Source organism: Rhodospirillales bacterium (genome assembly GCA_023898785.1).
Lineage (GTDB): Bacteria > Pseudomonadota > Alphaproteobacteria > Micavibrionales > Micavibrionaceae > TMED27.
Genome location: CP060239.1, coordinates 2,143,311 through 2,168,745 on the forward strand (window position 1 = coordinate 2,143,311; position 25,435 = coordinate 2,168,745).

Here is a 25,435-nt window from a genome sequence, read left to right on the forward strand (position 1 = left end):
TGTTAAAGCCCCCATTTATTTGTAAGATAGTCTAGAACATCTGTGTTTTCTTGCGCGGTTAGTACTTTATCGTAAATGATTATCTCAGATATTCCGCCAATATGCGGTGTGTTTTGTGCGCGGTTTGCCCCCACTTGGAGGCTCTGCGTAGCAGAATAAGCAGTATTATAGTTGTTTGCACTCCCGCCAGCCACACCGTCAACGTACACAGCAGCGCTATTTGTATCCAGATCATGGACGTATTGGAATATATGCGGACTGCCTATAAGGTCTGTAGTCCCTTGTTTTATATTTGTATGTTGTGTTGAATTAATCTGGAAAAGATATTGTGTCGAGTTTCCAGCCTCTTCCTGATAATCCGCCGCTCCGTCTATTGAGAAAAGTGAACGTGAAAATCCGGAAGTACCAAGTGTGTCTACTTCACCAACAATAAGAACCGTTGCTGTTTCCGGATAATCTGAAACAGACGCAAGTAGGCGGTCAGTTCCGTCAAAATCAAGAACATTCAAGCTGTTAAGTGTTCGCGTACCCGTTGTTGGCTGGTTAGTCGCCGTTCCCTGCGTGACGTGATAATTATTACCGCTTTTATCGTCCCACTGGCTCACCGCTCCGGCGCTTTGCGTGATGGTGCTTACGTCAGAAGCGTCAAACCATAGAACGGGCGAAAGGTTGAGGGGGCTAAAAGGGGAGGAGGTGGGGGATAACGACGCGCTATTGGAAATGCCTGCTTTCCCAATTTTTCCTATTGGTAGAGGTGGTTGTGAAGGCATGACGCTCTCCTTAATTCTGGCATTAATGTTTTTCGGAAATGAAAAGTTGACAGTCCGAACTGGCACGGATGGCGGCGACGTGAGAAAGATGTCCGGTTTTATCGTCGCCGATCGAAATGTCGTAGTAGACGCCTTCCGGGAAATAATGATCGCTCGTTGTGGCTGTCACGGATGCGCCGCCGAACTTCAGATAAACAGGTCCGGTTGCGTACAGACTGACGATCTTTGTTTCCGTATCAAAGGCATTTATATTTCTCGCCGAGCTGGCCGTTACATTGATTGCGTGCGCGGCGTTATCTTTTAGGCGCAACGCAGGCAAGGGAATATTGTCGGCGTCTTTGGGCAGTATTGTAGGCATATTGTCATTCTCCTTTATCTGACGTTAACAGACAAAAAGCCGCCTGCCCTTACAAGGGAGGTGGACGCAATTGTCCTCAAAATGTGTTGTTAATATGTTCTTTTTTTGTTCTTTAGTCAAGCATTTTTTAGGAATATTTTCCTTTTTTAACTCTTGGGGCTTGTAAATAAGGTTAGTTTATTTCTTTCAGAAGCGCCTGCGCTTTATCAAATCCGGGATATTGAGGGCCGGAAACAGCGCGGCTGAGATATGTTCGAGCGTCTTCTTTCTGTCCGGTTTTAAACAGCAGCGCGCCGTAATGATAGTCAATTTGTGGATTTGGCTCCTTCAAAAGAGAGACAGCCCTTGAGAGGAGCGGTTGTGCTTGCGGGATATGTCCTTGCTGGAAATATACCCATCCCAATGTATCGAGGTAATAAGGGTTTTCGGAGTTGATAAACCGTTCTGCGACTAACCGTGCGCGTTCGAGAGCTGTTTCATCGTCATATTTGAAGTCTGCGATAGTCTGGGCAAGGTTATTCGCAGCATTGTCCAACCGTTCATTGCGTTTCAGAATGGCTTCAAAAAGCGCGATTGCTTCGTCGATGCGTTCATTTTTTATCAAGAGACCAGCATGCATTATGGAGGCTTCGGTTTCGGATGGTATATCGGTTTGCGCTTTTTTTAAAATATCGATAGCGCCTTCTGGTGTGCCTTGTTGTACGAGAATTTTAGCAAGCGCAATATAGGGTTCCTGATTGCGTGGATTTTGATTGATGGCAGTTTTGAAGGCGGTTTTAGCGGCTTCGGAATCTCCAAGCGCGCTCTCGGTTGCTCCTAGAACCGTTAGTAATGTAAAATTTTGGGGTTCGATGGTGATGAGAAAATCTCTAAACGCTTTCAGTTGTTCGGGTGTTTGTGATGTTTTTAGTAATGCGGAAAGCGCATGGACAGTTAACGGCGAGGACGGATCTGCTTTAATCACATCTTTATAAAGCGCGATGGCTTCCTGGATCTGTCCGGTTTTTTCACTGATCTGTCCTTTTAGAAAAGTGGCTGTGTTCCGTTGACCTTCCAGTTTATTTAGTTTAGACGCGGCGTTGTGTGCTTGTGCCCATTGTCCGTTTTCAATTGCCAGCCGGGCAAGTGTTTCCCATCCGATGGGATATTCCGGGGCAGTGTTTGTCACGGTGGAAAGAAGCTCCATTGCCTTATCACGATTGTTTGTCAGAGCATAAAACTGTGCCAGTCTGACCTGTATGCCCTTGTCGCCGGGGTGTTTTTGTACGGCCAGGAGGAGTGTGTCGATCGCCAGGTCATTGCGCTTTTGGATACTAAAAATTTCTGCCAGAGTTCTGGATGCTTTTATTGCGCCCGGCTCATCGCGTAAGATTACCCTGAGATCAACAGCCGCTTTTTGATAGTCTTTTTGGAAAAAAGCCAGATTTGCCTGCAATAAAAGCGCTTCACGATTGTTGACGTCTTTGTTTAGGACCGTGCCTATCAGCTTTTCTGTCAATTCAATATCGCCTTTACTTAATCCTATTTCCGCAAGTGTTGTAGCGGCGTTCAAACCGATCCAATCATCGGGGGCATCCTTGATGATGTTTTTGAGGGTGGCGATAGCACGTTCGTCCTGCTCATTGCGGACGTAAAGGCCTGCCAGCCAAAGATAAAACAGCTTCTGATTGGGCTCAGCCTCAATGAAGGTGTGAATTTTTCGCTCGGCGGCGTCCATGCCTTTTTCATTTTCAAGAAACATGGCCAGTTTTTGTTTGGCTTCCTGGTTTTTGGGAAAAACCCGAACGGTTTCCTCGTAGACTTTTCCGGCATTATCTGTTTGTTCTACTTTTTCAAAAATTCGGGCCAGATCAAACCGGAAACGAATTTGCTCAGGGTAGAGCATAAAAATTTTACGATAGGTGCGCGCAACGGCGGCAATGTCGTTTTGTTCACTGTAAAGCATTGCTTTCAGGAGATAGAATGATTTTTCCTTCGGATGCAGGGCAATAGCCTTTTCGAGAATTTCAAGCGCTTTGTTAGGTCGCTTTTTTGCAACATAGATGCCCGTTAGAACCGAATAGGCAACCATATTTGAAGGGTCTTTTTGCAGGACAAATTTAACCTCTTTGTGTGCCTGAGGGAAATTCTTTTCTTCTAAAAATATAGATCCCATGAGGGCGTGGGCCCCAACATGATCCGGCTCCAGTTTCAGAAGTTTGTCGATTCTTGTACGGGCTTCTTTCGATTGCTGCGCAGTTAGATAAAGCTCTGCTAGTTTTAGTAATACCGGTTTAAAATCCGGATTTTGCTGTTCCGTAACCCAAAAAGCCGCCAGCGCCTTTTGCAGGCTTCCTTCCGCTTCTTCAACAAGTCCAAGGCTGTAGATTGCGCGCGGGTCCGTTGGCAGGATTTTCGCGGCGTTCTTGTACTCCAACCGCGCTTTTATGTAATCTTGTTTCTCGTAATAGGAATCGCCGCGCCCGAGATGCTTTTCGTACTTCTCTTCCAGGTTGTCGCAGGACATAAGGAGCGTTCCCAACACAAGCAATAAGATAGTATGGACGTATTTGTAAGATTTCATAAAAATTTTCCGAGTTGCGCAGGGCTTGTAAAACAGGTTTAGTATAGCAGTCTGCTATGATTTTCCAGAATTTTTATTTGTTTTGATATGCCATGGTATATTCCATTATAAAAATCTGTTGTAATACTGTGAACTGCATGCTAGCTCTTAGTTTGGTGTTTTTTTGAGTTGTTGAGGGATGGTTTATGAAGCCTTGTCGTCTATTGTTGATCGCTGTCGTTGTTTTGTGTTTTGGCCTTAGTGCCGGAAAAGCATCAGCAGCCTATAGTGAGGATTTGGGCACGGTGGTTCCGGGAACTGCGGGAAGTTTTACTTTCTCTGGTGGCGGTGTTACAGGGCTGTGGGTCGCTGGTGATGTTTTCGGAAAGCTTCCGCCGTTGAGTATGGTTGAATTTACTTACAATTCTACCGGGCCTTTCCTGTTTCAAACATTGACGAGCGCCGGCCAGTATAATGGCGGTTTGGAATATTCATTTGAAAATGTTCCTTCCGGGGCTGCGGGTTCCTCCGCAGGTTCTCTTGTTATTACAAGTGCCCAGATTCTTTCTTCCCAGGAAGCGACGGGTATTATCAAAAACCTTTCCTCTGAAATTGCAGACTTTCAGAGTGTATTCGCTGGATTCTTTTTTGGTGCAGGCAAGCAGCTCAATATTGAGTATAGTGTTTCTGCGGTTCCCGTTCCGGCAGCTTTGCCGTTGTTTGTGATGGGGCTTGGCGGTCTGGTCTTTGGTGCCCGGAGAAAGAAGAAAGCGCAAGTAGATAGTCTTGTTGTTGCCTGATCCGGAAATTTTTGGTTTTTAGAAAAAAGACGCCTCTGTGGCGTCTTTTTTGTATTGAGGCTAATCGCTATATTTGATTGCTATTTATGCGAATAATCGCTTACATGGCACTTGGTTGTTATCCTGTTTTCAAACCAGTGAGTAACGTATGAATATTATGATCAAAATTGTCTGTCTGGGATCACTTTTCCTGACATTTTTATCTCCTCATCCTGTTATTGCTCTGGGCGATGACTTTGTTATTCTTCCAGGGGATGTTCTTCATATCAATGTCTGGAAAGAAGACGGCATGGATCAGGATGTTCTTGTCCTGCCTGATGGAACCATCACCTTTCCCTTGATCGGAACCTTGAAGGCTCGTGACATGAGTCCGGCCAAACTGCAAGCTGCCATTCGTGATAAACTGAACCCCTTTATTCCTGATGCGGCTGTGACCGTCAGTGTTCAGGCTCCGACGGGGCATAAGGTCAGTCTTGTCGGGCAACTTCGAGAACCCGGTGAGGTCGTTTTGACTGCTCGTATGAGTGTGATGCAGGCAATCAGTCAGGTTGGCGGTTTAACGCCGTATGCGGACGAGGATGATATTATTGTCATTCGCGAAAATGCTGATGGTGAAAAGGAGAAAATATCTATTCCTTATAACGCGATTACCAAAGGCCGGGATCTTGAAAAGGATATTTCTCTTCTTCCTGGTGATGTTGTTGTTGTTCCTGCTTCGGGCCTTTTTTGATCACATGCAAATTTTTTCGGCAGTTCCTATGATCCGGTGCGCTTTGGCCAGTTTTTTAATGGGCGGGTTTGTTTTGCCCTATGGCCTTACTCCCGCTTTTGCGAAAGATAATGTCAAGATCGGCATCAGTGAAACGCCCTTGTGGGATTCCAATCCGCTTATGCTTACAACAGGGAAAACCGATATTTGGGGGTCTGAAACCAGAGCTTTTGTCGATTTCGGGCGTATGACCCCAGATGCAACTTTGAATGCCACGTTGGCTGCTGAACATAATTATTTTAACAACTCATCTTTTAACTCCAATGATTTTTTCTTTAGGACGGATCTGAAGAAAAATACCGCGCTTTGGGAGTGGTCGATCAACGGTCGTTTTGATTATGATACGACACGGACCGGCGAAATTACAACATTTGGTCGTAATACACGCGTGGGAAGACGCTTGAGTTGGCAGGCCGCTCCGCGTGTAGCCTATAATCTTTCGCCGCGTGCGCAATTGGTGCTGGACGGGTCATGGCAGGAAAATCATTACGATAACAGTGTTTCTTTAACCGATTACCGGACGGTGTCGCTCTCCCCGTCGGTTGTTTATAGTCTTACTCCGCTACAAAAAGCATTTCTCTTGTTTCGAACTCAGCACTATAGTTCTCTCGATGGCGATCAGGATGTTGATAGTCTGGGACCGTCTCTTGGCTGGCAATATCGTTTTAAACCGGAATGGTCACTTGAGCTTTTTGCCGGTTTTCTTGCTTCGAAGTATGATGGTTATGTGACGGCGGGTAATGATTGGGAATATAATCCAACTTATTCTGCAACGCTTGAATATCTAGGGCAGCGAAACCATACGTCCTTTTCCGTAGCGCGAGCAAGGCAATCTTATGCGAATGGTACTGAATCCGAACTGATCAGCGCTACGGCAGAAAACAAGTTTACAATTAATTCTCAATGGGCTCTGAGTATGAAGGCTCTATACCAAGATGCCAAACGTTCTACGGTTTCAATGGGCAATCTTGATACAGGATATGAAGAATCGGTTGGTCTTGTTTATAAAGCAGGCGAGCGCTGGGATTTTTCGCTTTCACAAAGATTTCGGCGGGAGGAATTGACAAACGGGCTTGGCGTGGCCGAGCGGAATATTATTAGAGCCGGTTTAACATACCGTTTAGGCGCGGTGCCATATTTACAATGACAGTTCTTGTGTAATACAAGGGACATTTAGACGCGGGATTAGTATGAGCGCATTTTATCCTCTTGAATATTTATCGGTGTTGAAACGCCAGAAGCTTTTGTTTTTTACCATTTTTGGATCGATACTCTTCGTATCGTTTCTTTTTGTGGCACAATGGTCGAAATACCGGGCTTTTGCTACGGTTGAAGTTGTACCTCCTGAAATTGCTATAGATGCCGTTGAATCTCCACAGAATAGAATCCTGACGGCAGAGGCAATGGCCGATTTGCAAATCAGCCGTCTTAAACAAAAAGTGCTCTCGACCAGTTCTCTGGCGGACATCGTTACTAAACTTAATCTTTATCCGAAGGCCCGTGCTCATACGCCTATTGCTTATATTGCTAAAAATATGCAAAGAAAAATTGATATTCATCTTATGAGCACTGTACTTGCCAACCCTGCATCGGCTCAGAAAGTCTCGGCTTTTCAGCTTTCAGCGATTGCCTTTACTCTAAGCTTTGAGTATTCCGATCCTTTTTTAGCACAGAAAACTGTCAATGAACTCGTTTCACGTTTTCTTGATGAAGATCTGAAAGATCGTCGTGAGACGGCGCAAAAAACTTCGGAGTTTCTTGAAGGTCAGATTGAGATATTGTCAGCAACGCTTGAAGAACAAGAGCAAAAAATTGCAGAATTTCAGGCGGCGCATGGTGTGACGCGTCCTGATGCTCTTGGCTTTAATCAACAGGCTTCCATTACGACCTCTTCCCGGCTCTTGGCGATTGAAAGTGAGCTTATCTCCAATCTCGGTCTTATCGGCGCTCTTCGTGCCCAGCTTGTACAAACCGATCCCTATTCGCGCGTTGTTGATGAAGGTGGTGAAGTTCTAAGTACTCCTGCTATTCAGCTGCGGGCTTTGAAATCGCAATATGCAACGTTGAGTGCAAAATATGGTCCCGCGCATCCAGATGTCTTGAAGGTTTCGCGGCAGATTAATGCCCTCAAAAACGAAATATCGCCGGTGAATCTAAGCGCCCGGCTCAAGGCTAAAATTACCGATATGAAGGCAAAACTTTCTAGTGCGGAAAAAACATATGGCAGTGCACATCCTGATTATATTTCTCTGCAAAACCAGCTTCAAAATCTCGAAGATCAACTTGAAAATGTTCAAAATGATGCCGCCAGTCTGGTTAAGGATGATGCTGATAACCCTGCTTATTTGCAGATTGTCGTGCAGATTAACGCCGCGGAAAAACAAAGAGAAGCCCTGGAAGCGCAGCGTGATGCGGTTAAAAGCCAACAGGAAGAATTTCGAAAGGCTGTTGCCGATAACCCCGTTGCAGAACAAAAGATGGCGGCTCTGGCTAGAGACTATGACAACATGATGTTTTTGTACCGCGATCTTAAAGCCAGAAAGCTGGCGGCAGATATGAGTAAGACCATTGAAGAGGGGCATGTAGGTCGGCGTCTTGCCGTTATTGATCCTCCGGAGTTGCCTCTTGGGACCAGTCCTTCCAAAAAGCTGATTTTGGCAGGCGGGTTTGTTTTTGCCCTTATGGCGGGGTTGGGCAGTATCATCGGTCTTCAAATTCTATCTCAAACTGTGATCGGGCCGCACCATCTGGAATCTCTGATCGGTAGTTCACCTCTTATTACCGTTCCGCACCTTTTTTCCCTGGAGGAAAAAATAAAAGCCCGGCGTCTTATCATTAAGCTCCTTGTTGTGGCCCCTTTTGTGGCGGCGGTTCCTTTGATTTTAATATCTTTCAAACCGTTATAGAACGGAAAATCCGGAGTGTAATTATAACCCACTGATTTACGAATGTGAGAATGTCCATGTTTCCTGCCCTCAAAAAAACGCAAGAAAAAATTGAAAAAATAGAAGAAAGCCTCAACCCTGCCGTCAAAAAAGTGCTGGCGCTTCTTCGGCTTGATACTGCTTCGCTTAAAAATGAGAAAGCGGGGCTGTCTGCATTTGAAACCGTGTTGGACCACCATCGCATCGTTTCTCATAGGACTCGTAGTAAGGATGCCGATACTTTTCGTTTTTTGCGAACACAAATTCTTCAGAGCATGAATGAGCATGGCTTTAAAACCGTTGCCATCAGTTCTCCGCGCTATGGTGACGGGAAGACAACTATTGCGGCTAACCTTGCCGTGAGTATCGCTCAGGATTTAAAGCAGACGGTTTTGCTGGTCGATCTTGATCTGCGCAAGCCGTCTTTGGCGGAGTATCTGGAACTTTCTCCTAAGGCCGGGTTGACAGACTATCTTGCTGGAAAAGCCGACGTCAAAGATTGCCTGATCCGTATGCCGTTTGAGCGTATTAATGTGTTTCCAGCCGGGCGGCCTGTCGATCGGTCGTCAGAAACGCTTGGCTCACCGCAAATGCAGAAACTGGCTGAAGAACTTAAGGAACGTTATGATGACCGTTTGATTATCTACGATATGCCTCCTTTGCTCGAACAGGACGATCCGCTGGTTTTTTTGCCTCACGTCGATGCGTTTCTTTTGGTTATACGTGAAGGCGTGACCACCGTTGATGAAATTAAACGCAGTCTTGATATTCTAAAATCCGCCAGAGTTATTGGGGTTGTGCTGAACGCTGTGTAGGCTTCATTTATCTGGTCAGTCGCGATCTGTAGTGGTGGCGTGTATTCATTAGGCAACCTGAAAAACAGCTTCCATTGGCGGTGTCTGTTCTTGTTCTGCTACGTACCGTATCTTATCCGGATGAGGTTTTGGTATATAATCTGGATCTGGATTATATATAGCTTTCCAGCTCCTGATAAAAATTTTTTCATCCGGTGCGGTGCGGCGTTTAAAGTTCGTTTTTAAAACGCTATTGGTTTCGTTAGAGGTGGTCTCGGTTCTTCGGCCAGCTTTGCGGCGAAGTTAAGCTACGATCGGTTGGTTATTGTCATGCCGCCTGCCTGTGGTTTTGTTTCTCCGGGTGAAGGGCGCGGCCGCCGGAGCCGTTAGGCGGAGGCGGCAAGCCCGAGGCCGGAGAAACAAAATTTCGTTCATCATAAACGTCGTCCGGGGTTTGTCCATCAAATACCGAATGCGGCCTCTGCGCGTTGTAAAACGCCAGCCAGCGCCCGATATCCCGCCTGGCTTGCAGGCCGCTCTCGAACGCGTTCAGATACACGCATTCATATTTCAGACTCCGCCACAGCCGCTCGATGAACACATTGTCCATCCAGCGGCCCTTGCCGTCCATCGAGATCGCGATCCCGTTTTCTTTCAGGACGCCCGTCCACGCGTCCGCCGTGAACTGGCTGCCCTGATCGGTATTGAAGATCTCCGGCGGCCCGTAGCGGGCGATGGCTTCCTCCAGCGCCTCCACGCAAAAGCGCGTTTCCATCGTGTTCGACAGCCGCCAGGCCAGCACCTTCCGGCTGGCCCAGTCCATGATCGCTACCAGATACAAAAACCCGCGTTTGACAGGGATGTACGTGATATCCGCGCACCATACATGGTTCGGGCGGGTGATCGTGAGCCCCTTGAGCCGGTAGGGATAAATCCGGTGGCCGGGATGCGGCATCGAAGTGCGCGGCCTTTGATAGACCGCCTCGATTCCCATCAGGCGCATCAGACGCCGCACGCGGGTGCGGCCTACCTCGTACCCCTGACGGCGCAGATGCCGGGCCATCTGACGGGACCCGTAAAACGGGGTTTGCAGGAATTGCGCGTCAATCAGCCGCATCAGCGCCAAATTGTCCGCGCTCTCCCCGCGCCGCTCGTAATACCAGCCAGAGCGGCTGATCCCCAGCAACCGGCACTGCGCCGCGATGCCGATATTGTCATTGGACGGGTCTACCATTTCCTGCCGCCCCCGGACCGCAACCGGGCGGAGGCATCGGCTAAAAAATCACGTTCCACTGTCAGCTGTCCGATCTTGGCGTGCAAGTCCCTGACCTCGGCGTTATGCGCGTCCGCTCGCGATTCCAGCTTGCCCGCAAAACCCGCCTCCAGCGCAGCCAGAGCCTCCTTCTTCCAACGGTGAATGACCGTCGCATGCACCCCGTAACGGGATGACAGCTCCGTGATCGGCGCGTCCTCCCGCAACGCCGCCAGCGCAACCTGCGCTTTAAACTTCGCCGGGTAGTTCTTCCTTGTCTTACTCATAATCCATGACCCTCCTTCGGTCATAGATCGTAGCTTAACTCACTGTCCGAATTCTTGGGGCCACCTCTGTTCGTCAGGATAAAAGCTGTATTTTCGTTAGGGAGTTCTACGGGACCGCATTCCGGTTTGTTGTTTATAAACAAATCGAGGGTTCCCATATGCTGTTTTGTTTCCTGGTCTGTTAATGAGATAACCATCTTTACCAAGTTACTGCCTTCGCTGAGTGGGGCGGTAGATTCGAGTTGAAAAATGGCGTTGTCGGCGTTCAGGGATGCTTTGAATTTGTTGATTTCCCAGAGACGTTCGGAGATGTTGAGCGGGTGGTCAGAGGCCTCGCGTTCTGCCAACAGCATTCGCCATTGCTTCGGGTTTGTGTCTTCTTCAAAGACGCCCGCTTGATCGGCGCAGACTTCATAACCCATTTGTGCATAGTGGGCGTTTCCTACCAAAGCGGCCAAGGCGTAGTCACGAACACAGATGTCAGCGATAGCCCGCTCTTTATCTTCCGGGGCATAATGTTCCAGCATTTTGGCAATGTTCTGGGCCACTGTGCCTTGTGTGTCGTGGTTATCCGGTGAGCCTGCGCCACCGTAGCGAGAAATTCCCGCCATTAATCTACTTTCATCGATAAGCCATCCATCAAGGGGGCCAGCCCAGTATGTAGATAGCATGGCGTGATCGATGGCCGGTCTTTCTACCCCATCAACAAGGATTTTGGCTTCGGCGAGTTTCGGTATAAGCTCCTTGGCTCCAATATCGTCTACGCCGGCCAGTGTTTCTGCGATGGTCATGATTTCAGGCTGTCGGTCGTGGGCATACTGGATGAGTTCGGACAGCCATGGTGTCGGAATTTTGTAGGCAATATCAAAACGCAGTCCTGTAAAGCCCAGATCAATATCGTTATCAATAACCTGTTTCCAGTATCCGGGTTTGGTTTCGCCCGTTGTATCATTTGTATAGCCTTTTACAAAAAAATCATAAGAGGCTGGTGAGGCGTAGTTTATTTGTACCGTGTCATATTCAGGCATGCCGTGGTAATTTAAAGCTTCAAAATTGTGGTTGCGGCAGAATTTAAATCGGAAGCGTTTCAGTTCCTCACCTTTTTTGCCGAATGACAGACCGATGATTTTTTTTGTTTTGTAATCTTCAATTGGAAAGTCTTCCTGCTCCTGTTCTTGGCCGTTTTCATCAATGACAAGGTAGTTCACTATGTGCAGGTCTTTCTGTTGCACGCAGTAAGATAAAATACTTTGTATTTCATGGTCTTCTTCTACGACGATGGGGTTGTCGCGGGCGACATGGTTAAAAACCTTGTCTGAAATAGAGCGCATGCCTTGTTCTGCCATTTTCTGATTAAAATGCTTAATGTGGATGCGGTCCAGAAACGAGCGAATGTATGATGGGGCTGTCGGATTAGGGTGGGCACTTAGCTCGGCACTAAAACGAAAATGATTTCTGATTGCATAAAGACTTCGACTATGTGTTTGCTGGAAGTCATCCCTGAATGAGATTCTTGTGGGTGCGGTTAGAGAGGGTTGAACCAGATCGCGTTGTAACCAAGTTCTTTGGCCCTTTTAATGAGTGGGGATAGGCCATCAGCGCGGTTAGCTCCGGACCATTCTCTAATAGGGCCTATTTTTCTGGGGTTTACGTTGTAGATAATCGGATTCGTGTTACGCAATTTTTGTTCCCTGCACTCCATATTTTGTAATTATCTTACTTTTTATATTTGTTTATTGGAATATTCTAGTATTTTGTTGGTTTTCCCACGACTTTTTATTGTGCAAGGCAATATGTGCGCTGATTTTTTGTTGTTCTTATAGGTGGTTAATATATTTGAGAAAGCCATGAATTTATTTGTAATCGGCGTGTTTTCCCAAAATCAACTTGCTTGTACTTGCTTTGAATTTCATAGCATTTTAATGGTTTATAGAACGGTGTGTTCTGCGTTTTTAGAAGGTTGTTTTTTTGCAGACATTAATCGTGTATGGATGGGATATGAAGCTGCAGATTGTTTGGTATATGCTGGGTGTTCTCGTTGCTGTTGTCGGCTTGGCCGAAATGGTTCCGGCTATTGTTGATTGGTGTTTGGGGCACGAGAACGCCAGGGATTTTTTTCTTAATGGCATATTGTGTTTGTTTTTTGGTGGAAGTCTTATTCTTTCATACCGTGTTCGTGATCGGCAGGTGAATGCTCATCAGATGTTTTTGATGGCCTTAAGCGGTTGGTTGGTCGTATCCGTGTTTTGTGCGATGCCGCTTTATATGTCGGATTTGGGTTTAAGTTTTGTTGAGGCTCTGTTTGAGGCTGTTTCCGGGGTGACGACTACCGGCGCTACGGTTTTGATTAATCTGGAGGAGACTTCGCGTGGTGTTTTGTTATGGCGTTCGATGATGCAATGGGCCGGAGGGCTGGGTGTTATTGCTTTTGCCGTTGTATTGCTCCCTTATCTTAAAGTTGGCGGCATGCAATTGTTTCGTAGTGAGTCCTCAGGGCATTCCGATAAGGTGGTGTCACGTAGTGCGCAGTTTCTTGGGGGGTTACTTAAAGTTTACATTGCTATGACGTTGGTTTGCGCCGGAGTATATTATTTGTTAGGGATGAGTGGTTTTGATGCTTTTAACCATGCAATGACAACACTTTCAACGGGCGGGTTTTCAACACACGATGCCTCTTTTGGTTATTTTAAAAGTTCGGCACTGCAATATGCGGCTGTATTTTTTATGGTACTTGCAGCGTTTCCTTTCGTGTTGTATTTGCGTCTTATTTACCAACGCCGTGTTTTGTTTTTTCGTGATGAGCAGGTGCGTGCGTTGATGTTGTGCCTATGTTTGGCGGTTTTTTCTCTTACTCTTTGGTTGTGGGCTGTTACGCCTTATACGTTAGAGGTCAGTTTCCGCATGATTGTTTTCAGTGTTTCTTCAATTATGAGCACAACCGGATATACGATTGCTGATTATACGCTTTGGGGCGGTTTTACAACGCTGGCATTCTTGTTGATGATGTATGTGGGTGGATGTGCGGGATCTACGGCTGGTGGTATGAAGGTCATGCGCATAGTTATTTCAGCCAAGGTGGTGGTGCGTCAGTTCAGGACCTTGCTTTACCCTAACGGCGTGTTTGTTTTGAATTATCAGGGGCGCCGGTTGGATAGTTATACTGTTTTGACGGTGCTCGGTTTTTTAAGTTTGTATGTGGGGGCAAATGTTTTAATGACTGTTGCTTTGGCGTTAACGGGGCTTGATTTTGAAACATCGATGAGTGCGGCGGCGGCAGCTTTGGCTAATGTTGGGCCTGGAATTGGTGGGCAGGTCGGTCCAACAGGCAATTATGCGGGTTTGTCTGATACGGCGAAATGGATATTATGTGCGGGCATGATTGCCGGTCGGCTTGAGATTTTGACTATTCTTGTGTTGTTTTCACCGTCTTATTGGCGCGCTTAGCATAAAAATACTGCTGGTAATCACGTTTTTGAAAAGGGTGCTTAGATCTTTTTGAAAAGATTCTTTTGCGTTGCTTTTGCTGCCATTATTTTGCCACGGAGCATGGCTTCCTGTTCTTGAAGGGTAATATCATCGAACGTAATGCGTTTATTTTCTATATCGGTATGAAGAATTTGTGCGTGGCTTTTGTAAAACTCAATCAGCTTGAGTTGTGCGGATAGAACTTCCTGGTCTAATTCGAAAAAAGTCATGAATTTTTCAGCATTTTCATTGCGAATTTTGTTCCAGGTTTGGCGCACATGGTCCTGGGAGTCTGGGGTCAGTTTTTCAATGAGCGGCTTGAGGTTGGCGTTTGCTTTTTCAAACTGTTTGAGAATGTCTTCCATTTGTAGCTGCAAAGACATTACGGTTCCTTCCGCCAGGCGGGCATTTTCTATGATATATTCAGGAGTGCTTTGATTGCCTGGTTTTAGCAATTCGTCCATGACTGTGCGGGCTTGCTTATATTCGTGGACTTGTGTGTTAATGTCTTGCAGGAAATTGTTGAGGAAGTCTTCAAAGCTTTGCATCAGGGCTGTTTGTTCTTGCTTTTTGCGCTGCGTTTCTTCGGCAATGCGTGCTTGTTCTTCAGCTTGGGCTTTAGCAATTTCAGCCTGTTTTTGCTGGTTATTTTGATACAGGATATATCCGCCGCCGCTGAGCACGATTAACAGGGCTAAAACCAAAAGAATATTCCAGGATTTAATGCTCACAAATTTGCTCCTTTTAAAGCTTTGTGCAATTTCTCGGCTGTAATGTGCAGTGCCTCATGCCAATCCATATGGGCGTCATCATTGGCACCATCTGAAACATATTTCAAGCAGGCAAAGGGAATATTTTCACGTTTGCAAATTAAGGCTAAGGCATATGCTTCCATATCCACGACATCAAAAGTTGCAGCGGCCTGGCTGGCATCAAAATTATCCCCTGTGCCGCATATGCCGCCAGGCAGGTGTTCAAAACGCAGACCATGTTCGATGATTATGGGATCGTCGGAAAACGGCGTTTGGTAGAGTTCAATGCCAAGGGCTGTGACATCCATATCACGCTGTATAAATTGGGTGGGGTTGACGATTGTACCGCCTGCATGCTTGCGGCTGCCTGCGGTGCCAAGATTGACCACCAATTCCGGGCGATTTTGCGCGATCTGGCGCATCAGATTGTGAGAGGCGTTTATTTTGCCAATTTGGCAATGCAGGACATCGTAGTCCACAAAGACATCCTGACTTTCTTCTTTCATTGCAAAAACAAGTAAGGGCTTCATGATGTTTGATGATTAGCACGAAGTGAGCGGATATTAAAGAGACAAAAGCTTATTGATAACGTTGCCACTGAAATTTTCGAGCAGTGATATTTGATGTATCGAGGATGAGGGAATAACCTTGAAAAGGTTCTAATTAAGCGAGATTACATTGGCTAAAGCTGATTTCTAAACCATGTTATCTGGCGTTTGGCGTAACGCCGGGTGATGCCTTGGGCCTTTTCGATGGCTTCGTCTTTGTTTATCTCGCCGTTTAGATAAGCGCGAAGTTCTTTAAAACCCAGCGCTTTGCACAGAGGTACACCGTCTTTGACTTCGCCGGATTGAAGGCGGGCGTCGAATTCTTCGACCTCTTCGAGTGCGCCGTTTTCAGCCATCCAGATAAAGCGTTCGTTGCAGCGTTTATAGAGCGCCGTGCGTTCGGGCAGGATTTTATGGATTTCGAAATGCCAATGATCGGGAGGGCTGAGGCGATCTTCTTTTTGCCAAATGGCAAGGGATTTTCCGGTGGCTTCCAATACTTCCATTGCGCGGATGATCCGGGCCTTGTGATTGACATGAAAGCGTGCAGCCATTTCAGGATCGCGGGCTTCAAGTTCGGCGTAGAATTTTTCGGCACCGATGTTTTCGTATTTGGTGACGACGCGTTCGCGCACGTCTTCTGGGATGTCAGGCATGGGGGAGAGGCCTTCGGTCAGTGCTTTGATATATAGTCCCGTGCCGCCGCAGACGATGGGCGTTTGTCCGGCGGCCAATGTTTCTTCGATGATGGGCTGGGCCAGTTCGCGGTAATTTCCGGCGCTGCAGACATCATTGGGATGCAGGAAGGCATAGAGTTTGTGAGGGACCGCGGCCTTGTCTTCATCGCTGGGCTGGGCGGAGAGAATGGGGAGGCCGTCATAAATTTGCTGGGAATCGCAATTGATGATGACGCCGTTCATTGCGCAGGCCAGTTCCATGGCCTTGGCGGATTTACCGCTGGCGGTCGGTCCGGCGACGATGTGAAGGATGGCTTTGCTTTTCTTACCCAAGGTTTTGAGTGTCTACTTATCTTTTTTCAGCTTTAAGGCCAAGAAGCGGACTTCGTCTTCGCGGTTGATGAGCAACAATATTGATGAGCGGCCATTTTCATCGGCTTTTTCGATGATCTCTTTGGCCTTTTCGGGATCTGAAACCGGTGTCTGGTTGATCTCGACAATTATATCGCCTTCAAACAAGCCTTTTTGCGCGGCTTCTGATTTTGGATCAACGCTGACGATGGCGACGCCATCAACGGATGGCGGGATAGCGTAATCGCGGCGCATCGTGTCAGTAATTTTTTTCAGGGATAAGCCGACGCTGTCTACTTTGGTGCCTTTCGATGTTTCTTCTTCTCCAGAGGCAATGAGACCGTCTTCTTCAGCTTTTTCGAGTTCGCCGACCTTTACTTCGGTGGTGGTTTTTTTGTTGTCACGCCAGTAGGTGATTGTTGCGGGAGCATCGATTTTTGCCTCGGCGACCAAGCGGGGAAGCTCTCGCATTTCGTGGACTTTTTGGTTGTTAAATTCAAGGATGATGTCACCAGCTTCCAGGCCCGCTTTTTCTGCCGGGCCGCCGGGTGTAATGGAGGCGATAAGCGCGCCCGTGGCTTTTTCTACGCCAAGACTTTCAGCGATTTCATCGGTGACTTGCTGGATGCGTACACCGAGCCAGCCGCGTCGCGTACGGCCATATTGGATGATTTGATTGATAACAGGTTTGGCGAGCGCGGAAGGAATTGCAAAGCCGATGCCGACGCTGCCGCCTGATGGAGAGAAAATAGCTGTGTTAATGCCGATGACTTCACCTTTGAGGTCGAACATCGGGCCGCCTGAGTTGCCACGGTTGATGGAGGCATCGGTCTGGAGGAAATCATCATAAGGGCCGGCGTTGATGTCGCGCTGGCGGGCGGAAATAATTCCGGCGGTCACAGTGCCACCAAGTCCGAACGGGTTGCCGATGGCTACAATCCAGTCGCCGACGCGCAGGACATCACTGTTGCCAAACTTTACGGCTGTCAGTTTTTTCTTGGTATCGATTTTGAGAACTGCCAGATCTGTTTTTTCATCGGTGCCGATGAGTTCTGCGGGCAGCGTTTCATCGTCTTGAAAAGTTACACGGATTTCTTCGGCGTCTTTGACGACGTGGTTATTTGTGATGATATAGCCGTTTTGCGCATCAATGACGAAGCCGGAACCGAGGGATGCTTGCGGTATGGAGGGCATGCCGTGGCGGCGTTCCATAAATTCTTCAAAAAAGTCCTGAAAAGGAGAGCCTTCAGGAAATTGAGGTAGGTCTGGTACATCCTCAGACACATCGATTTTTTGGGTTGAGGAGATATTGACGACGGCAGGGAGAAGATCATCGACGATGTCGGCGAAGCTGTCCGGGCCGTTCTGCCCTAGCGTGCGTGCATTGGCCTTTATCGACACGGATAGCATGAGGCATGCACAGAGTATGAGGGGAAGTATAAATTTTGGTGCTTTCTGCAACGTCATAGTATGATCCTCATTCCTTCGGAGATGTTGTTTAACGTTTGTCGTCAAAATGCTTAAAGAACTCACTGTCTGGTGAGAGGATAAGCTGCGTCGCCGGGTCGGCTAACGTATTTTTATAGGCTTCCATCGAGCGGATGAACGAATAAAATTCTTTGTCCTTATTAAAGGCGTTGGCGTAAATCTTGATAGCTTCTTCATCGCCCTCCCCTTTGAGGATAGAGGCATCACGCTGGGCTTCGGCAATGAGAACGGTACGTTCTTTTTCCGCCGTTGAACGGATTTCAAGGGCGCGTTCTTCACCTTTTGCACGGGTTTCCGTGGCCTGTTTTTTGAGTTCGGAGATCATTCTCCGGACGGTCGAGGTGCGTAGATCGGGAGTCAGGTCCGCACGAACGATTCGGACATCGACAATCTCAATGCCAAAATTGCTTTTTTTGACGCTGGTGCTTACACGTTTCATGATGTCTTGCATGATCATGGTTCTATCTGGCGAAAGGAGGCGCCGCAAACTTATCTTTCCTACCACGGCGTTTGTTGCGTCATTGAGGATATTTTCAATACGAGAATTTGCCGCACTAATTGTGCGTAGGGTTTTCATGAATTGCAAGGGATCTGTGATTTTGTAACGTGCAAATGTATCAAGAATAATTGGTTCTCCGGTCACATCGACAGGTGATAGATTATCGCTATCATTTTCCTTTTGTGTCTCTTTGTTTTTGGAAGATTTCGGTGTATCCACGCTGGAAACGTTGACTTGTTCCGGATCTGGATCAACGGACAGGATACGGCGATCAAAATACTGCACCGTTTGAATGACTGGAATTTTCACGTGCAGGCCGGGGCCGTTGACGTCACCGACCGGTTGACCAAGCTGAAGGACAATGGCTTGCTCACGCTGGTCAACAATAAAAAACACTTGTGACGCGCCGATGAGGCCGATGGCGATCAAGGCTAATATGATCAAGAGTGGTTTGTTCATGATTTTATCCTTTTAATTTTCAGATCCGGCGGCGGGTTTGACGGTGTTTAACTGATTAAGCGGCAGGTAGGGTACAGCCCCCTGTCCAGCTTTGCTATCGAGAATAATTTTCTGTGCGTTGCCCAGAACATTTTCCATGGTTTCGATGTAAATGCGTTCTTTGGTGACATCTTTACCTGTCAGGTAGGCTTGATAGACTGCGTTAAAGCGATCTGCGTCCCCTGTTGAGCGTGCAACCGTGGATTTTTTATAAGCTTGCGCTTCTTGCAGCATCTTGATGGCTTGACCGCGAGCTTTGGGCAGGATGTCTTCGCGGTAGGCTCCAGCACGGTTTTGCACATCTTTTGCATCTTGTTTGGCTGCTTGAACGTCCTGAAAGGCTGCTTGAACGTCTGGATGAACTTGTGGCGCGCTTTTGAACAAAACATCCGTTACATTGACCCCGGATTTATACCGGTCCAAATTTTCTTGAATGATTTTCTTGGTTGCCGTTACTACATTTTCTTTACCGGTTGTGATGATAGGGTCCATATCTGTCTGGCCGACAACTTCGCGAATGGCGCTTTCGGCGATTGATTTAATGATTAGTTCCTGATCGCGGATTTCAAAGAGGAAATCTTCGGCGGACTTTATGTTCCATTGAATGACCATATCCAGATCCACAATATTGCGGTCCGAGGTCAGCATCAGGCTTTCCTCCGGTAGATCGCGGAGGTTGGAAGCGCCGTTGCGGGAAATAGCTTCCATGAAGCCGATGTTCATTTTACGAATTTCTTCGACATTTAAAATACTGGCGGTTTCGATCGGGGAGGGCAGGTGATAGCCCAGACCAGGTTCGGCCTGTGTGCGGGACCATGCGCCAAAGCGTTGAATGACTGCGTTTTCACCGGGGTTAACAACATAGAATCCGCTGGCTATCCACAGGACGAGTACACCGATGATGGCAATGCCTATAATGGGCGCGCCAGAAAAACCGCCGGGCATAACGGCGCGGAAATTTTCTTGGGCTTTGCGCAGGATTTCATCAATATCTGGAGTCTCGCCGCCACTGCCAGATCCGCTGCGACCTCCTGATTTACCTACGCCCCAAGGCCCACGGTCGTCATTACCAGGGCGTTTGGAGCCCCAAGGGTTTTTTTTGTCTTTGTCGTCCTTGCCCATAAGGTCTTTTTCCCGATTTTAGTTGATCTCAATCCATTCAAAAGTATATGGCTACTTACAATATTCTATTTGAGGCTGAAAGCAAGGGTTTGAAGGTTTAAAAAATATGCTTGATCGAAAAGATATTCTGGCGGCGCTCAAGAGCGTTGAGGATCCGGAGCGTGGTATTGATATTGTCAGTGCGGGGATGGTGCCTGACGTTCAGCTTGGTGAGGACGGGCAGGTATTGTTTATGATGGAGGTCGATCCACAGCGTGGAAGTGCGCTTGAGCCGTTACGTCAGCAGGCGGAGCAGGTTGTTTCGGCGCTTGAAGGTGTGCGGAAAGTCACAGCCGTGCTTACAGCAGAGAGGGCGGCGGAAAAAGTGCCTGGAGAAAAATTTGCAGCGAATGATTTTGCTATGGATCCGCACAGGATGGCAAAAAATCCGCCATTAAAATTGCCGATTAAGAAGATTATTGCGGTGGCCTCTGGTAAGGGCGGGGTCGGAAAGTCAACCGTGGCGGCCGGGCTGGCGCGGGCGCTGGTAGCACAAGGGCTTAAGGTTGGTTTGCTGGATGCGGATATTTATGGTCCTTCGCAGCCGAAGCTGATGGGAGTGGAGGGGTATAAGCCTGAGCTTGATGAGAATAAGCAGCTTATTCCGGCAATGGTTGATGGGCTTAAAGTTATGTCGATTGGGTTTATGGTGGAAGACAAAAAGGCGTTGGTGTGGCGCGGGCCGATGGTGCAAAGCGCCCTGTATCAATTGTTTCGCGATGTGGCGTGGGCATCTGATGATGCGCCGCTGGATGTGCTGATTGTTGATATGCCACCGGGGACGGGCGATGCGCAGCTTACATTGGCGCAAAAGGTAGCAGTTGATGGTGCAATTATTGTGTCAACGCCGCAGGATTTAGCGCTGGTTGATGCGCGTAAGGCGCATGAAATGTTTCAGATGGTCGGTGTGCCGATCTTGGGCATTATCGAGAATATGAGTACGCATATTTGCTCGAATTGCGGGCATGAGGAATATATTTTCGGTCATGGAGGGGCGCGGGAAGAAGCGGAAAAACTCGGCGTGGCCTTCCTGGGTGAAATTCCCTTAAGCGCCAATATTCGAAGCAAAGCCGATGCGGGAGAGATTTTTGATTTGGGTGATGACATTGTGAAGATGTTTGTGGCAATCCAGAGCGGCTGACTTAAGAATGGATGGGGCTATTCTATCCAAGCCGAAGAGGTATGATGGTATCATGTACGAGAGAAGAATCTCGTAAATCTTTTCTTGCTGCTATGGATTGCTTCGCTTACGCTTGCAATAATACCATGTTGAAAATATCTGAATATTACGATCCTCATCCATCATTTTATGCTGTTGCTGCGGCGCTTTGGCTTGTCGGCTTTGGGTTTGCGCTGATGCTGTTGGAGGCTTATGAGGCAGAGAGTTTTCTGCTGGCTTTTTTATGCATGGGGGCTTGCGTGATTTGCGTATTAGCTGCTGCGCCGTTATCAGCACTCAGAGCCGTAATTAGTGCGCCGATTGTGTGGTTGGCACTGGGGTTTTGGGCGCTGGCGGCGTTGAGCGCGGCTTTTTCGGACATTCCTTTTGTCAGTTTTATTTATTTTTGTTTTTTTAGCGTGTTTCCTTTGTCTGCGTTTGTGGTGGCTTGTGGCGGTTCATGCGCGTTGTTGAAGCCTTTGGGTTATGGAGCGGCGGTGGTGTTTGGCGCACTGGCACTTTCGTGCCTGACGCAATATTTTTTTATGCCGGAGATGCTTTTTCATGGCACCGTGAACTGGCCGCTGGCCAATCCTAATTCACTGGCAGGGCTTTTGTCTCTTGGGTTTTTTGCGGCTGTCGGGTGGATGTTGGCGGCGCCGGGGCGCGGGCAGGCGAATATTGGGTTGGCGTTTGCGGTTTTGTTGTTTGCGGCGTTGCTTACAACGGGGAGCCGCGGGGCGTTTGCGGCAATGATTCCGGCTGTGGCTCTGTTTTTGTGGGGTCTGCGTGGGTATCTTGATCAGCATAAAAGGTGTTTGGGCGCTTTAGTGGTTTTAAGTGTTTTGATGTTTGTTGCGATGAGCGTGCTTACGCCTTTGGGGGTGAAATCGCCGGCGAGTTTTATTGAGACGACATTGAGCGGTGCGCAATCGGTTTTATGGAGCCGTCCGGCGATTTGGGCGGCGGCGCTGGAAGTTTTTCGTGCGCATATTTGGAGCGGGACGGGGGTTGGCACGTTTTTTCTGTATTATCCGGAAGTGCGCAGCGCTGGAGACCCTTCGACCGCGGGGTTAATGGTACATAGCGATCCGTTACAGTTTGCTGTTGAGATGGGTGTTATGGCTCCGCTTTTATTTTACGGTTTTATTCTGGCAGCGGTTTGGATGAGTGTACGCGCTTTGAAAAAGCTGCCTTTGGATGATGCGCGTCTGGTTTGTATTCTTGCGCCGTTTTGCGCTTTGATGGCTTTGATTATTCATGCGCATATCACATTTCATTTCCAAGTTTTATCGATTTTGATGGTTGCGGGGGTGTTGCTCGGTTTTTGGTTTTTACAGGTGAGGGCTGTTTTGTATGCATCGATACAAGAGACTGAAGAACCATATTGTAATCCTTGCGTTCGTTGGGGTTTGGCTGTTCCTGTTGTTGGAATTTTATCCATTTTTAGCCAATTTCAGGTGAGTGAAATTTTGGTCAATCGGGCACAAAATGATTTGATGGTAGGGGCAGGCGAATCTTATGCGAATAAGATTAATCGGGCCGGGCGGCTGTCATATAATCAGAATGCACGAGCGCTTGTAGCTGCGACGCATTTACCGCTGGGGATTGTTCAGTTGAATGCGCCGTTAATGCCGAGAGATGCTTTACAAACACTGGAAGGCCAGCTTTGTTCATTGCTTGACCGGGCGGAGCTTGCAAACCCGCGTTTGGCGCAAATTTATTTTGCACGGGCGGAAATGGCGGCCTATATCCAGCCGTTTTTGCCTGAGAAGGGGGAGGGTGAACGTTATGACGTGGCGGAGGAGTTGCGAAAAGCGCTGGCGATTGATCCGCTGCATTTGGGGTCACGGATGAAGCTGGCGGATTTGTCTTTACGTGTTGGGCGCATGGAAGAGGCTTTGGATATTTTGGAGCCGGGGCTTAACTGGTGGTATAAAAATCAGCGCCCACGCCTGTTTTTAGAAAAGACGTACGGGTTGGCGCGGCAGTTGGGGCGTGATGAGATTGCAGACAAAGCGGCTTTGGAATTTGTGCGGTATTTCCCTGAAGAAAAGTTACCTGGTATGGAGCGGGAATATGAGTGAGGAATTTGCCAGTCCAGCGCTTTTAAGTATTTTGTGTGTGCTCATGGGGGCCGCGGTGTTTTTTGCGCCGCATGTCTGGTTATTGGAGCGTTTGCGCAATTCGGCCGTTCAGAGTGTTTCATTGGGGCGGGCGGTGATGGGGGCGGCCATGGCTGCGCTTTTTACAGCTGCGCTTTTTTCTCAAATTTATGCGTTAATTGATGGGCATGGCGTACTTTGGCCAGAAGTTTTTGTGTTAGCAGCTTTGGCTATAGGGAGTTTTATCTTGGGTCGCCTTCGGGGCATGGGGCTTTCGCGCCTGTTTGTTAAAGTGCCCCTGGCGTGGTTTGTTATTAATCTGAAGGTCTTTGGTTTTATGCTCGCGACAGCGGTTATTATTGGTTTATTTACAGCTGTTAATATTCCTGTGCGTGAATCTGTTTTTGTTACAGGCGCCGTCTGGATTGCCGCGCTTTACAAGTTGCATGTGTCTGTGCAGCGGCAGAATTCGGGGAAAGAGAAGGAGGCTTTCCACAGGTTGCTTTGGCCATTGGTGCTGGGGTTGCTTTTCTGGATGTTGCCGCTGCTTTTGAATGAGCTTATCCATTCTGAAGGTTTTCCTGAGATGCTTCATCGCTCACCGCCGTTACAGCGCGCTTAAAAGCTATCCCGATTTTGTCCACAGGCAAGAGTGGGTTATTTGTATCTACGGGCTGGTCTTTTATGGGTGTTTCATGCGATTCAAGAGGAAGGGTATTTCTACTCTTGATTTAATGTTCCTTATTTGCACTGAATATATCCATGAATGACGAAGACGACATATTGCGCTATGACAAGATGGTTGAAGCTGCCTTACGCGGGGTGGTCAAAAAGTCTATTGAAGAGGTTATGGAGCAACATGGAACAACCGGTGGCATGCCCGGTGAGCACCATTTCTATATTACGTTTTTGACTGATTTTCCGGGGGTGAAGATTCCCGATTATTTGCGGGAGCGTTATCCCGGTGAGATGACGATTGTTTTGCAATATCAATTTTCTGATTTGAATGTTGATAAAGAAAAAATGAATGTGACGCTGTCGTTTAACAATGTGCCAGAGCGGCTTGAAATTCCTTTGGCGGCGATCAGTATTTTTGCTGATCCGTCGGTGAATTTTGCGTTGCAGTTTCAGCCATTGGGCGAATCGCTGGAGGATGCCGATCTGGCTATTCTTGATGAGTTGGATGATGATCCGGATGATGATGGCTCCGGCGGTGGTAAAGGCAAGTCCGGTAAGGGCGGTGGTGATACCGGTCAGGTGATTTCACTGGACCAGTTCCGGAAGAAATAGGCTGGGTGCCCTTGTGTATTCTCCTGATCCTGGCCCGTATAAAGTTCTTTTGAAGCGTGGGGAATTTGTTGATGCGGCGCGTCTAAATGATGACGGGTCAGCGCGCGTTGTTCCGTTTAAGCTGTATTATCCGGTGGAGCATGATCAGGGCGGGTTGCCGACGATTTTGTGGAGTCATGGATTTGGCGGCAACCGCGACGGGGCGTCGTTTATTTCGCGGTATCTGGCTTCTCATGGTTATAATCTGTTGCATATTACGCATCGCGGGACGGATTCGAGCCTGTGGGAAGGCAAGCCCGGGCATCCGTGGGATATTTTGCGCAAGGCGCAAGTGAGCCGCGAGACGACGCTCAACCGGTTTTATGACGTGCCGTTTGTGCTGGATCAATTGCCCGTATGGGCGGCGGATAATCCGGATGTTGGCGCGCATATGGATTTATCGCGGTTTGGGATGTCGGGGCATTCATTTGGCGCGATGACCAGCCAAGTGATGGCCGGGCAGATGTTTCCTGACGCTTCGGGAAAGCTTATTTCTTTGCGTGAGCCGCGATTCAGGGCCGGGATTTTGTATTCACCGGTGCCGATTGCGCATCTTACAGATGCGGCAGAAACAGACATTTACGGGCCGATTGATATTCCTTTGCTTCATATGACAGGGACGCAGGATTCTTCGCCGCTGCATGATTTTGGCTATGAGCGGCGTTTGGCGGTGCATGATTATTCGGGCGCGGCTGAAAAATATCTGCAGGTGCTCGAAGGTGGCGATCATATGGTCTATGCGGGTTCGCGTGGTAAGTTGGGGGCTAATCCTTTGCGGGATGAACATGAGGCGCAGATTAAGGCGGCGGCGCTGGCGTTTTGGGATGCGCAGCTTAAGGATGACGAAGCGGCGCGGGCGTGGGTTAAAGAAAATCTATCCTAGACTTTGTGTGGTGATGGTTTATGT

General features: G+C 48.0%; 21 protein-coding genes and 1 pseudogene. 11 read left to right on the top strand and 11 right to left on the bottom strand.

The genetic code is table 11. The features are described 5' to 3' along the window. Nucleotides 1-2: 2 nt before the first annotated feature. The 3 genes from H6859_10675 to H6859_10685 all read right to left on the bottom strand — a co-directional run bounded on the left by H6859_10675 (nt 3) and on the right by H6859_10685 (nt 3,634). A complete protein-coding gene (locus tag H6859_10675) occupies nt 3-770 on the bottom strand; it encodes a hypothetical protein (GenBank protein ID USO05568.1) in 768 nt (255 codons plus the stop codon). Between the two features lie 22 nt (nt 771-792). Then, nucleotides 793-1,128, bottom strand: coding sequence for a hypothetical protein (locus H6859_10680; protein USO05569.1), 336 nt, complete (start codon nt 1,126-1,128; stop codon nt 793-795). 172 nt (nt 1,129-1,300) lie between these two features. Next, nucleotides 1,301-3,634 carry a tetratricopeptide repeat protein gene (locus tag H6859_10685; GenBank protein ID USO05570.1) on the bottom strand — a complete coding sequence of 778 codons (2,334 nt, stop codon included), beginning with the start codon at nt 3,632-3,634 and terminating at the stop codon, nt 1,301-1,303. A gap of 332 nt (nt 3,635-3,966) precedes the next feature. On the opposite strand from H6859_10685, the gene H6859_10690 reads away from it, so the two are divergent. The 5 genes from H6859_10690 to H6859_10710 all read left to right on the top strand — a co-directional run bounded on the left by H6859_10690 (nt 3,967) and on the right by H6859_10710 (nt 8,978). Then, nucleotides 3,967-4,470 (top strand): PEP-CTERM sorting domain-containing protein, encoded by a 504-nt coding sequence (locus tag H6859_10690; GenBank protein USO05571.1) that lies wholly within the window; start codon nt 3,967-3,969, stop codon nt 4,468-4,470. A 148-nt stretch (nt 4,471-4,618) separates the two neighbouring features. Further along, a complete protein-coding gene (locus H6859_10695; protein USO05572.1) occupies nt 4,619-5,200 on the top strand; it encodes a polysaccharide biosynthesis/export family protein in 582 nt (193 codons plus the stop codon). Nucleotides 5,201-5,204: 4 nt separating this feature from the next. Beyond that, on the top strand, nt 5,205-6,386 hold the full coding sequence (locus H6859_10700; GenBank protein USO05573.1) for a hypothetical protein: 1,182 nt from the start codon (nt 5,205-5,207) through the stop codon (nt 6,384-6,386). Between the two features lie 43 nt (nt 6,387-6,429). Then, nucleotides 6,430-8,145, top strand: coding sequence for a hypothetical protein (locus H6859_10705; GenBank protein USO05574.1), 1,716 nt, complete (start codon nt 6,430-6,432; stop codon nt 8,143-8,145). Nucleotides 8,146-8,195: 50 nt separating this feature from the next. Next, nucleotides 8,196-8,978, top strand: a complete 783-nt coding sequence (locus H6859_10710; protein ID USO05575.1) for a CpsD/CapB family tyrosine-protein kinase — start codon at nt 8,196-8,198, stop codon at nt 8,976-8,978. A gap of 412 nt (nt 8,979-9,390) precedes the next feature. Here the strand turns inward: H6859_10710 and H6859_10715 are convergent. Together H6859_10715 and H6859_10720 are read right to left on the bottom strand one after the other, a co-directional pair. After that, nucleotides 9,391-10,496, bottom strand: a pseudogene (locus tag H6859_10715) (IS3 family transposase). 20 nt (nt 10,497-10,516) lie between these two features. After that, nucleotides 10,517-11,842, bottom strand: a complete 1,326-nt coding sequence (locus H6859_10720) for a hypothetical protein (GenBank protein ID USO05576.1) — start codon at nt 11,840-11,842, stop codon at nt 10,517-10,519. 652 nt (nt 11,843-12,494) lie between these two features. On the opposite strand from H6859_10720, the gene H6859_10725 reads away from it, so the two are divergent. Beyond that, a complete protein-coding gene (locus H6859_10725) occupies nt 12,495-13,940 on the top strand; it encodes a TrkH family potassium uptake protein (GenBank protein ID USO05577.1) in 1,446 nt (481 codons plus the stop codon). A 41-nt stretch (nt 13,941-13,981) separates the two neighbouring features. On the opposite strand, the gene H6859_10730 is transcribed toward H6859_10725, so the two are convergent. From H6859_10730 to hflK, 6 genes are all read right to left on the bottom strand, one after another. Beyond that, the gene (locus tag H6859_10730; protein USO05578.1) at nt 13,982-14,692 is read right to left on the bottom strand and encodes a hypothetical protein; all 711 of its coding nucleotides are present in this window, start codon (nt 14,690-14,692) and stop codon (nt 13,982-13,984) included. Further along, nucleotides 14,689-15,243, bottom strand: coding sequence for a nucleosidase (locus H6859_10735; protein ID USO05579.1), 555 nt, complete (start codon nt 15,241-15,243; stop codon nt 14,689-14,691). The genes H6859_10730 and H6859_10735 overlap by 4 nt, the downstream gene beginning before the upstream one ends. Nucleotides 15,244-15,395: 152 nt before the next feature. Further along, nucleotides 15,396-16,271, bottom strand: a complete 876-nt coding sequence (miaA, locus tag H6859_10740) for a tRNA (adenosine(37)-N6)-dimethylallyltransferase MiaA (protein ID USO05580.1) — start codon at nt 16,269-16,271, stop codon at nt 15,396-15,398. Between the two features lie 12 nt (nt 16,272-16,283). Next, nucleotides 16,284-17,756, bottom strand: coding sequence for a DegQ family serine endoprotease (locus tag H6859_10745; protein ID USO05581.1), 1,473 nt, complete (start codon nt 17,754-17,756; stop codon nt 16,284-16,286). A 31-nt stretch (nt 17,757-17,787) separates the two neighbouring features. Next, complete coding sequence (gene hflC, locus H6859_10750) at nt 17,788-18,735, bottom strand: protease modulator HflC (protein USO05582.1); 948 nt, start codon at nt 18,733-18,735, stop codon at nt 17,788-17,790. Between the two features lie 12 nt (nt 18,736-18,747). Then, the gene (hflK, locus tag H6859_10755; GenBank protein ID USO05583.1) at nt 18,748-19,896 is read right to left on the bottom strand and encodes an FtsH protease activity modulator HflK; all 1,149 of its coding nucleotides are present in this window, start codon (nt 19,894-19,896) and stop codon (nt 18,748-18,750) included. Between the two features lie 106 nt (nt 19,897-20,002). Here hflK and H6859_10760 point away from each other — a divergent pair, with 106 nt between their 5' ends. The 5 genes from H6859_10760 (at nt 20,003) to H6859_10780 (ending at nt 25,411) form a co-directional block, all read left to right on the top strand. After that, a complete protein-coding gene (locus H6859_10760) occupies nt 20,003-21,076 on the top strand; it encodes an Mrp/NBP35 family ATP-binding protein (GenBank protein ID USO05584.1) in 1,074 nt (357 codons plus the stop codon). A 125-nt stretch (nt 21,077-21,201) separates the two neighbouring features. Continuing rightward, nucleotides 21,202-23,181 carry an O-antigen ligase family protein gene (locus tag H6859_10765; protein USO05585.1) on the top strand — a complete coding sequence of 660 codons (1,980 nt, stop codon included), beginning with the start codon at nt 21,202-21,204 and terminating at the stop codon, nt 23,179-23,181. Next, nucleotides 23,174-23,821, top strand: coding sequence for a hypothetical protein (locus H6859_10770; GenBank protein USO05586.1), 648 nt, complete (start codon nt 23,174-23,176; stop codon nt 23,819-23,821). Before H6859_10765 ends, H6859_10770 begins: the two co-directional genes overlap by 8 nt. Nucleotides 23,822-23,961: 140 nt before the next feature. Further along, entirely contained in the window at nt 23,962-24,489 is a 528-nt protein-coding gene (locus tag H6859_10775) for a hypothetical protein (protein USO05587.1), read from the top strand. A gap of 13 nt (nt 24,490-24,502) precedes the next feature. Further along, complete coding sequence (locus tag H6859_10780) at nt 24,503-25,411, top strand: hypothetical protein (GenBank protein ID USO05588.1); 909 nt, start codon at nt 24,503-24,505, stop codon at nt 25,409-25,411. Nucleotides 25,412-25,435 lie beyond the last annotated feature (24 nt).

Coding starts and splice junctions, on each gene's coding strand:
- H6859_10685 (USO05570.1), bottom strand. CDS start 3,634: ATGTCCTGCGACAACCTGGAAGAGAAGTACGAAAAGCATCTCGGGCGC.
- H6859_10765 (USO05585.1), top strand. CDS start 21,202: ATGTTGAAAATATCTGAATATTACGATCCTCATCCATCATTTTATGCT.
- hflK (USO05583.1), bottom strand. CDS start 19,896: ATGGGCAAGGACGACAAAGACAAAAAAAACCCTTGGGGCTCCAAACGC.
- hflC (USO05582.1), bottom strand. CDS start 18,735: ATGAACAAACCACTCTTGATCATATTAGCCTTGATCGCCATCGGCCTC.
- H6859_10705 (USO05574.1), top strand. CDS start 6,430: ATGAGCGCATTTTATCCTCTTGAATATTTATCGGTGTTGAAACGCCAG.
- H6859_10725 (USO05577.1), top strand. CDS start 12,495: ATGAAGCTGCAGATTGTTTGGTATATGCTGGGTGTTCTCGTTGCTGTT.
- H6859_10735 (USO05579.1), bottom strand. CDS start 15,243: ATGAAGCCCTTACTTGTTTTTGCAATGAAAGAAGAAAGTCAGGATGTC.
- H6859_10770 (USO05586.1), top strand. CDS start 23,174: ATGAGTGAGGAATTTGCCAGTCCAGCGCTTTTAAGTATTTTGTGTGTG.
- H6859_10675 (USO05568.1), bottom strand. CDS start 770: ATGCCTTCACAACCACCTCTACCAATAGGAAAAATTGGGAAAGCAGGC.
- H6859_10745 (USO05581.1), bottom strand. CDS start 17,756: ATGACGTTGCAGAAAGCACCAAAATTTATACTTCCCCTCATACTCTGT.
- H6859_10680 (USO05569.1), bottom strand. CDS start 1,128: ATGCCTACAATACTGCCCAAAGACGCCGACAATATTCCCTTGCCTGCG.
- H6859_10760 (USO05584.1), top strand. CDS start 20,003: ATGCTTGATCGAAAAGATATTCTGGCGGCGCTCAAGAGCGTTGAGGAT.
- H6859_10695 (USO05572.1), top strand. CDS start 4,619: ATGAATATTATGATCAAAATTGTCTGTCTGGGATCACTTTTCCTGACA.
- H6859_10700 (USO05573.1), top strand. CDS start 5,205: ATGCAAATTTTTTCGGCAGTTCCTATGATCCGGTGCGCTTTGGCCAGT.
- H6859_10775 (USO05587.1), top strand. CDS start 23,962: ATGAATGACGAAGACGACATATTGCGCTATGACAAGATGGTTGAAGCT.
- H6859_10710 (USO05575.1), top strand. CDS start 8,196: ATGTCCATGTTTCCTGCCCTCAAAAAAACGCAAGAAAAAATTGAAAAA.
- H6859_10720 (USO05576.1), bottom strand. CDS start 11,842: ATGGCAGAACAAGGCATGCGCTCTATTTCAGACAAGGTTTTTAACCAT.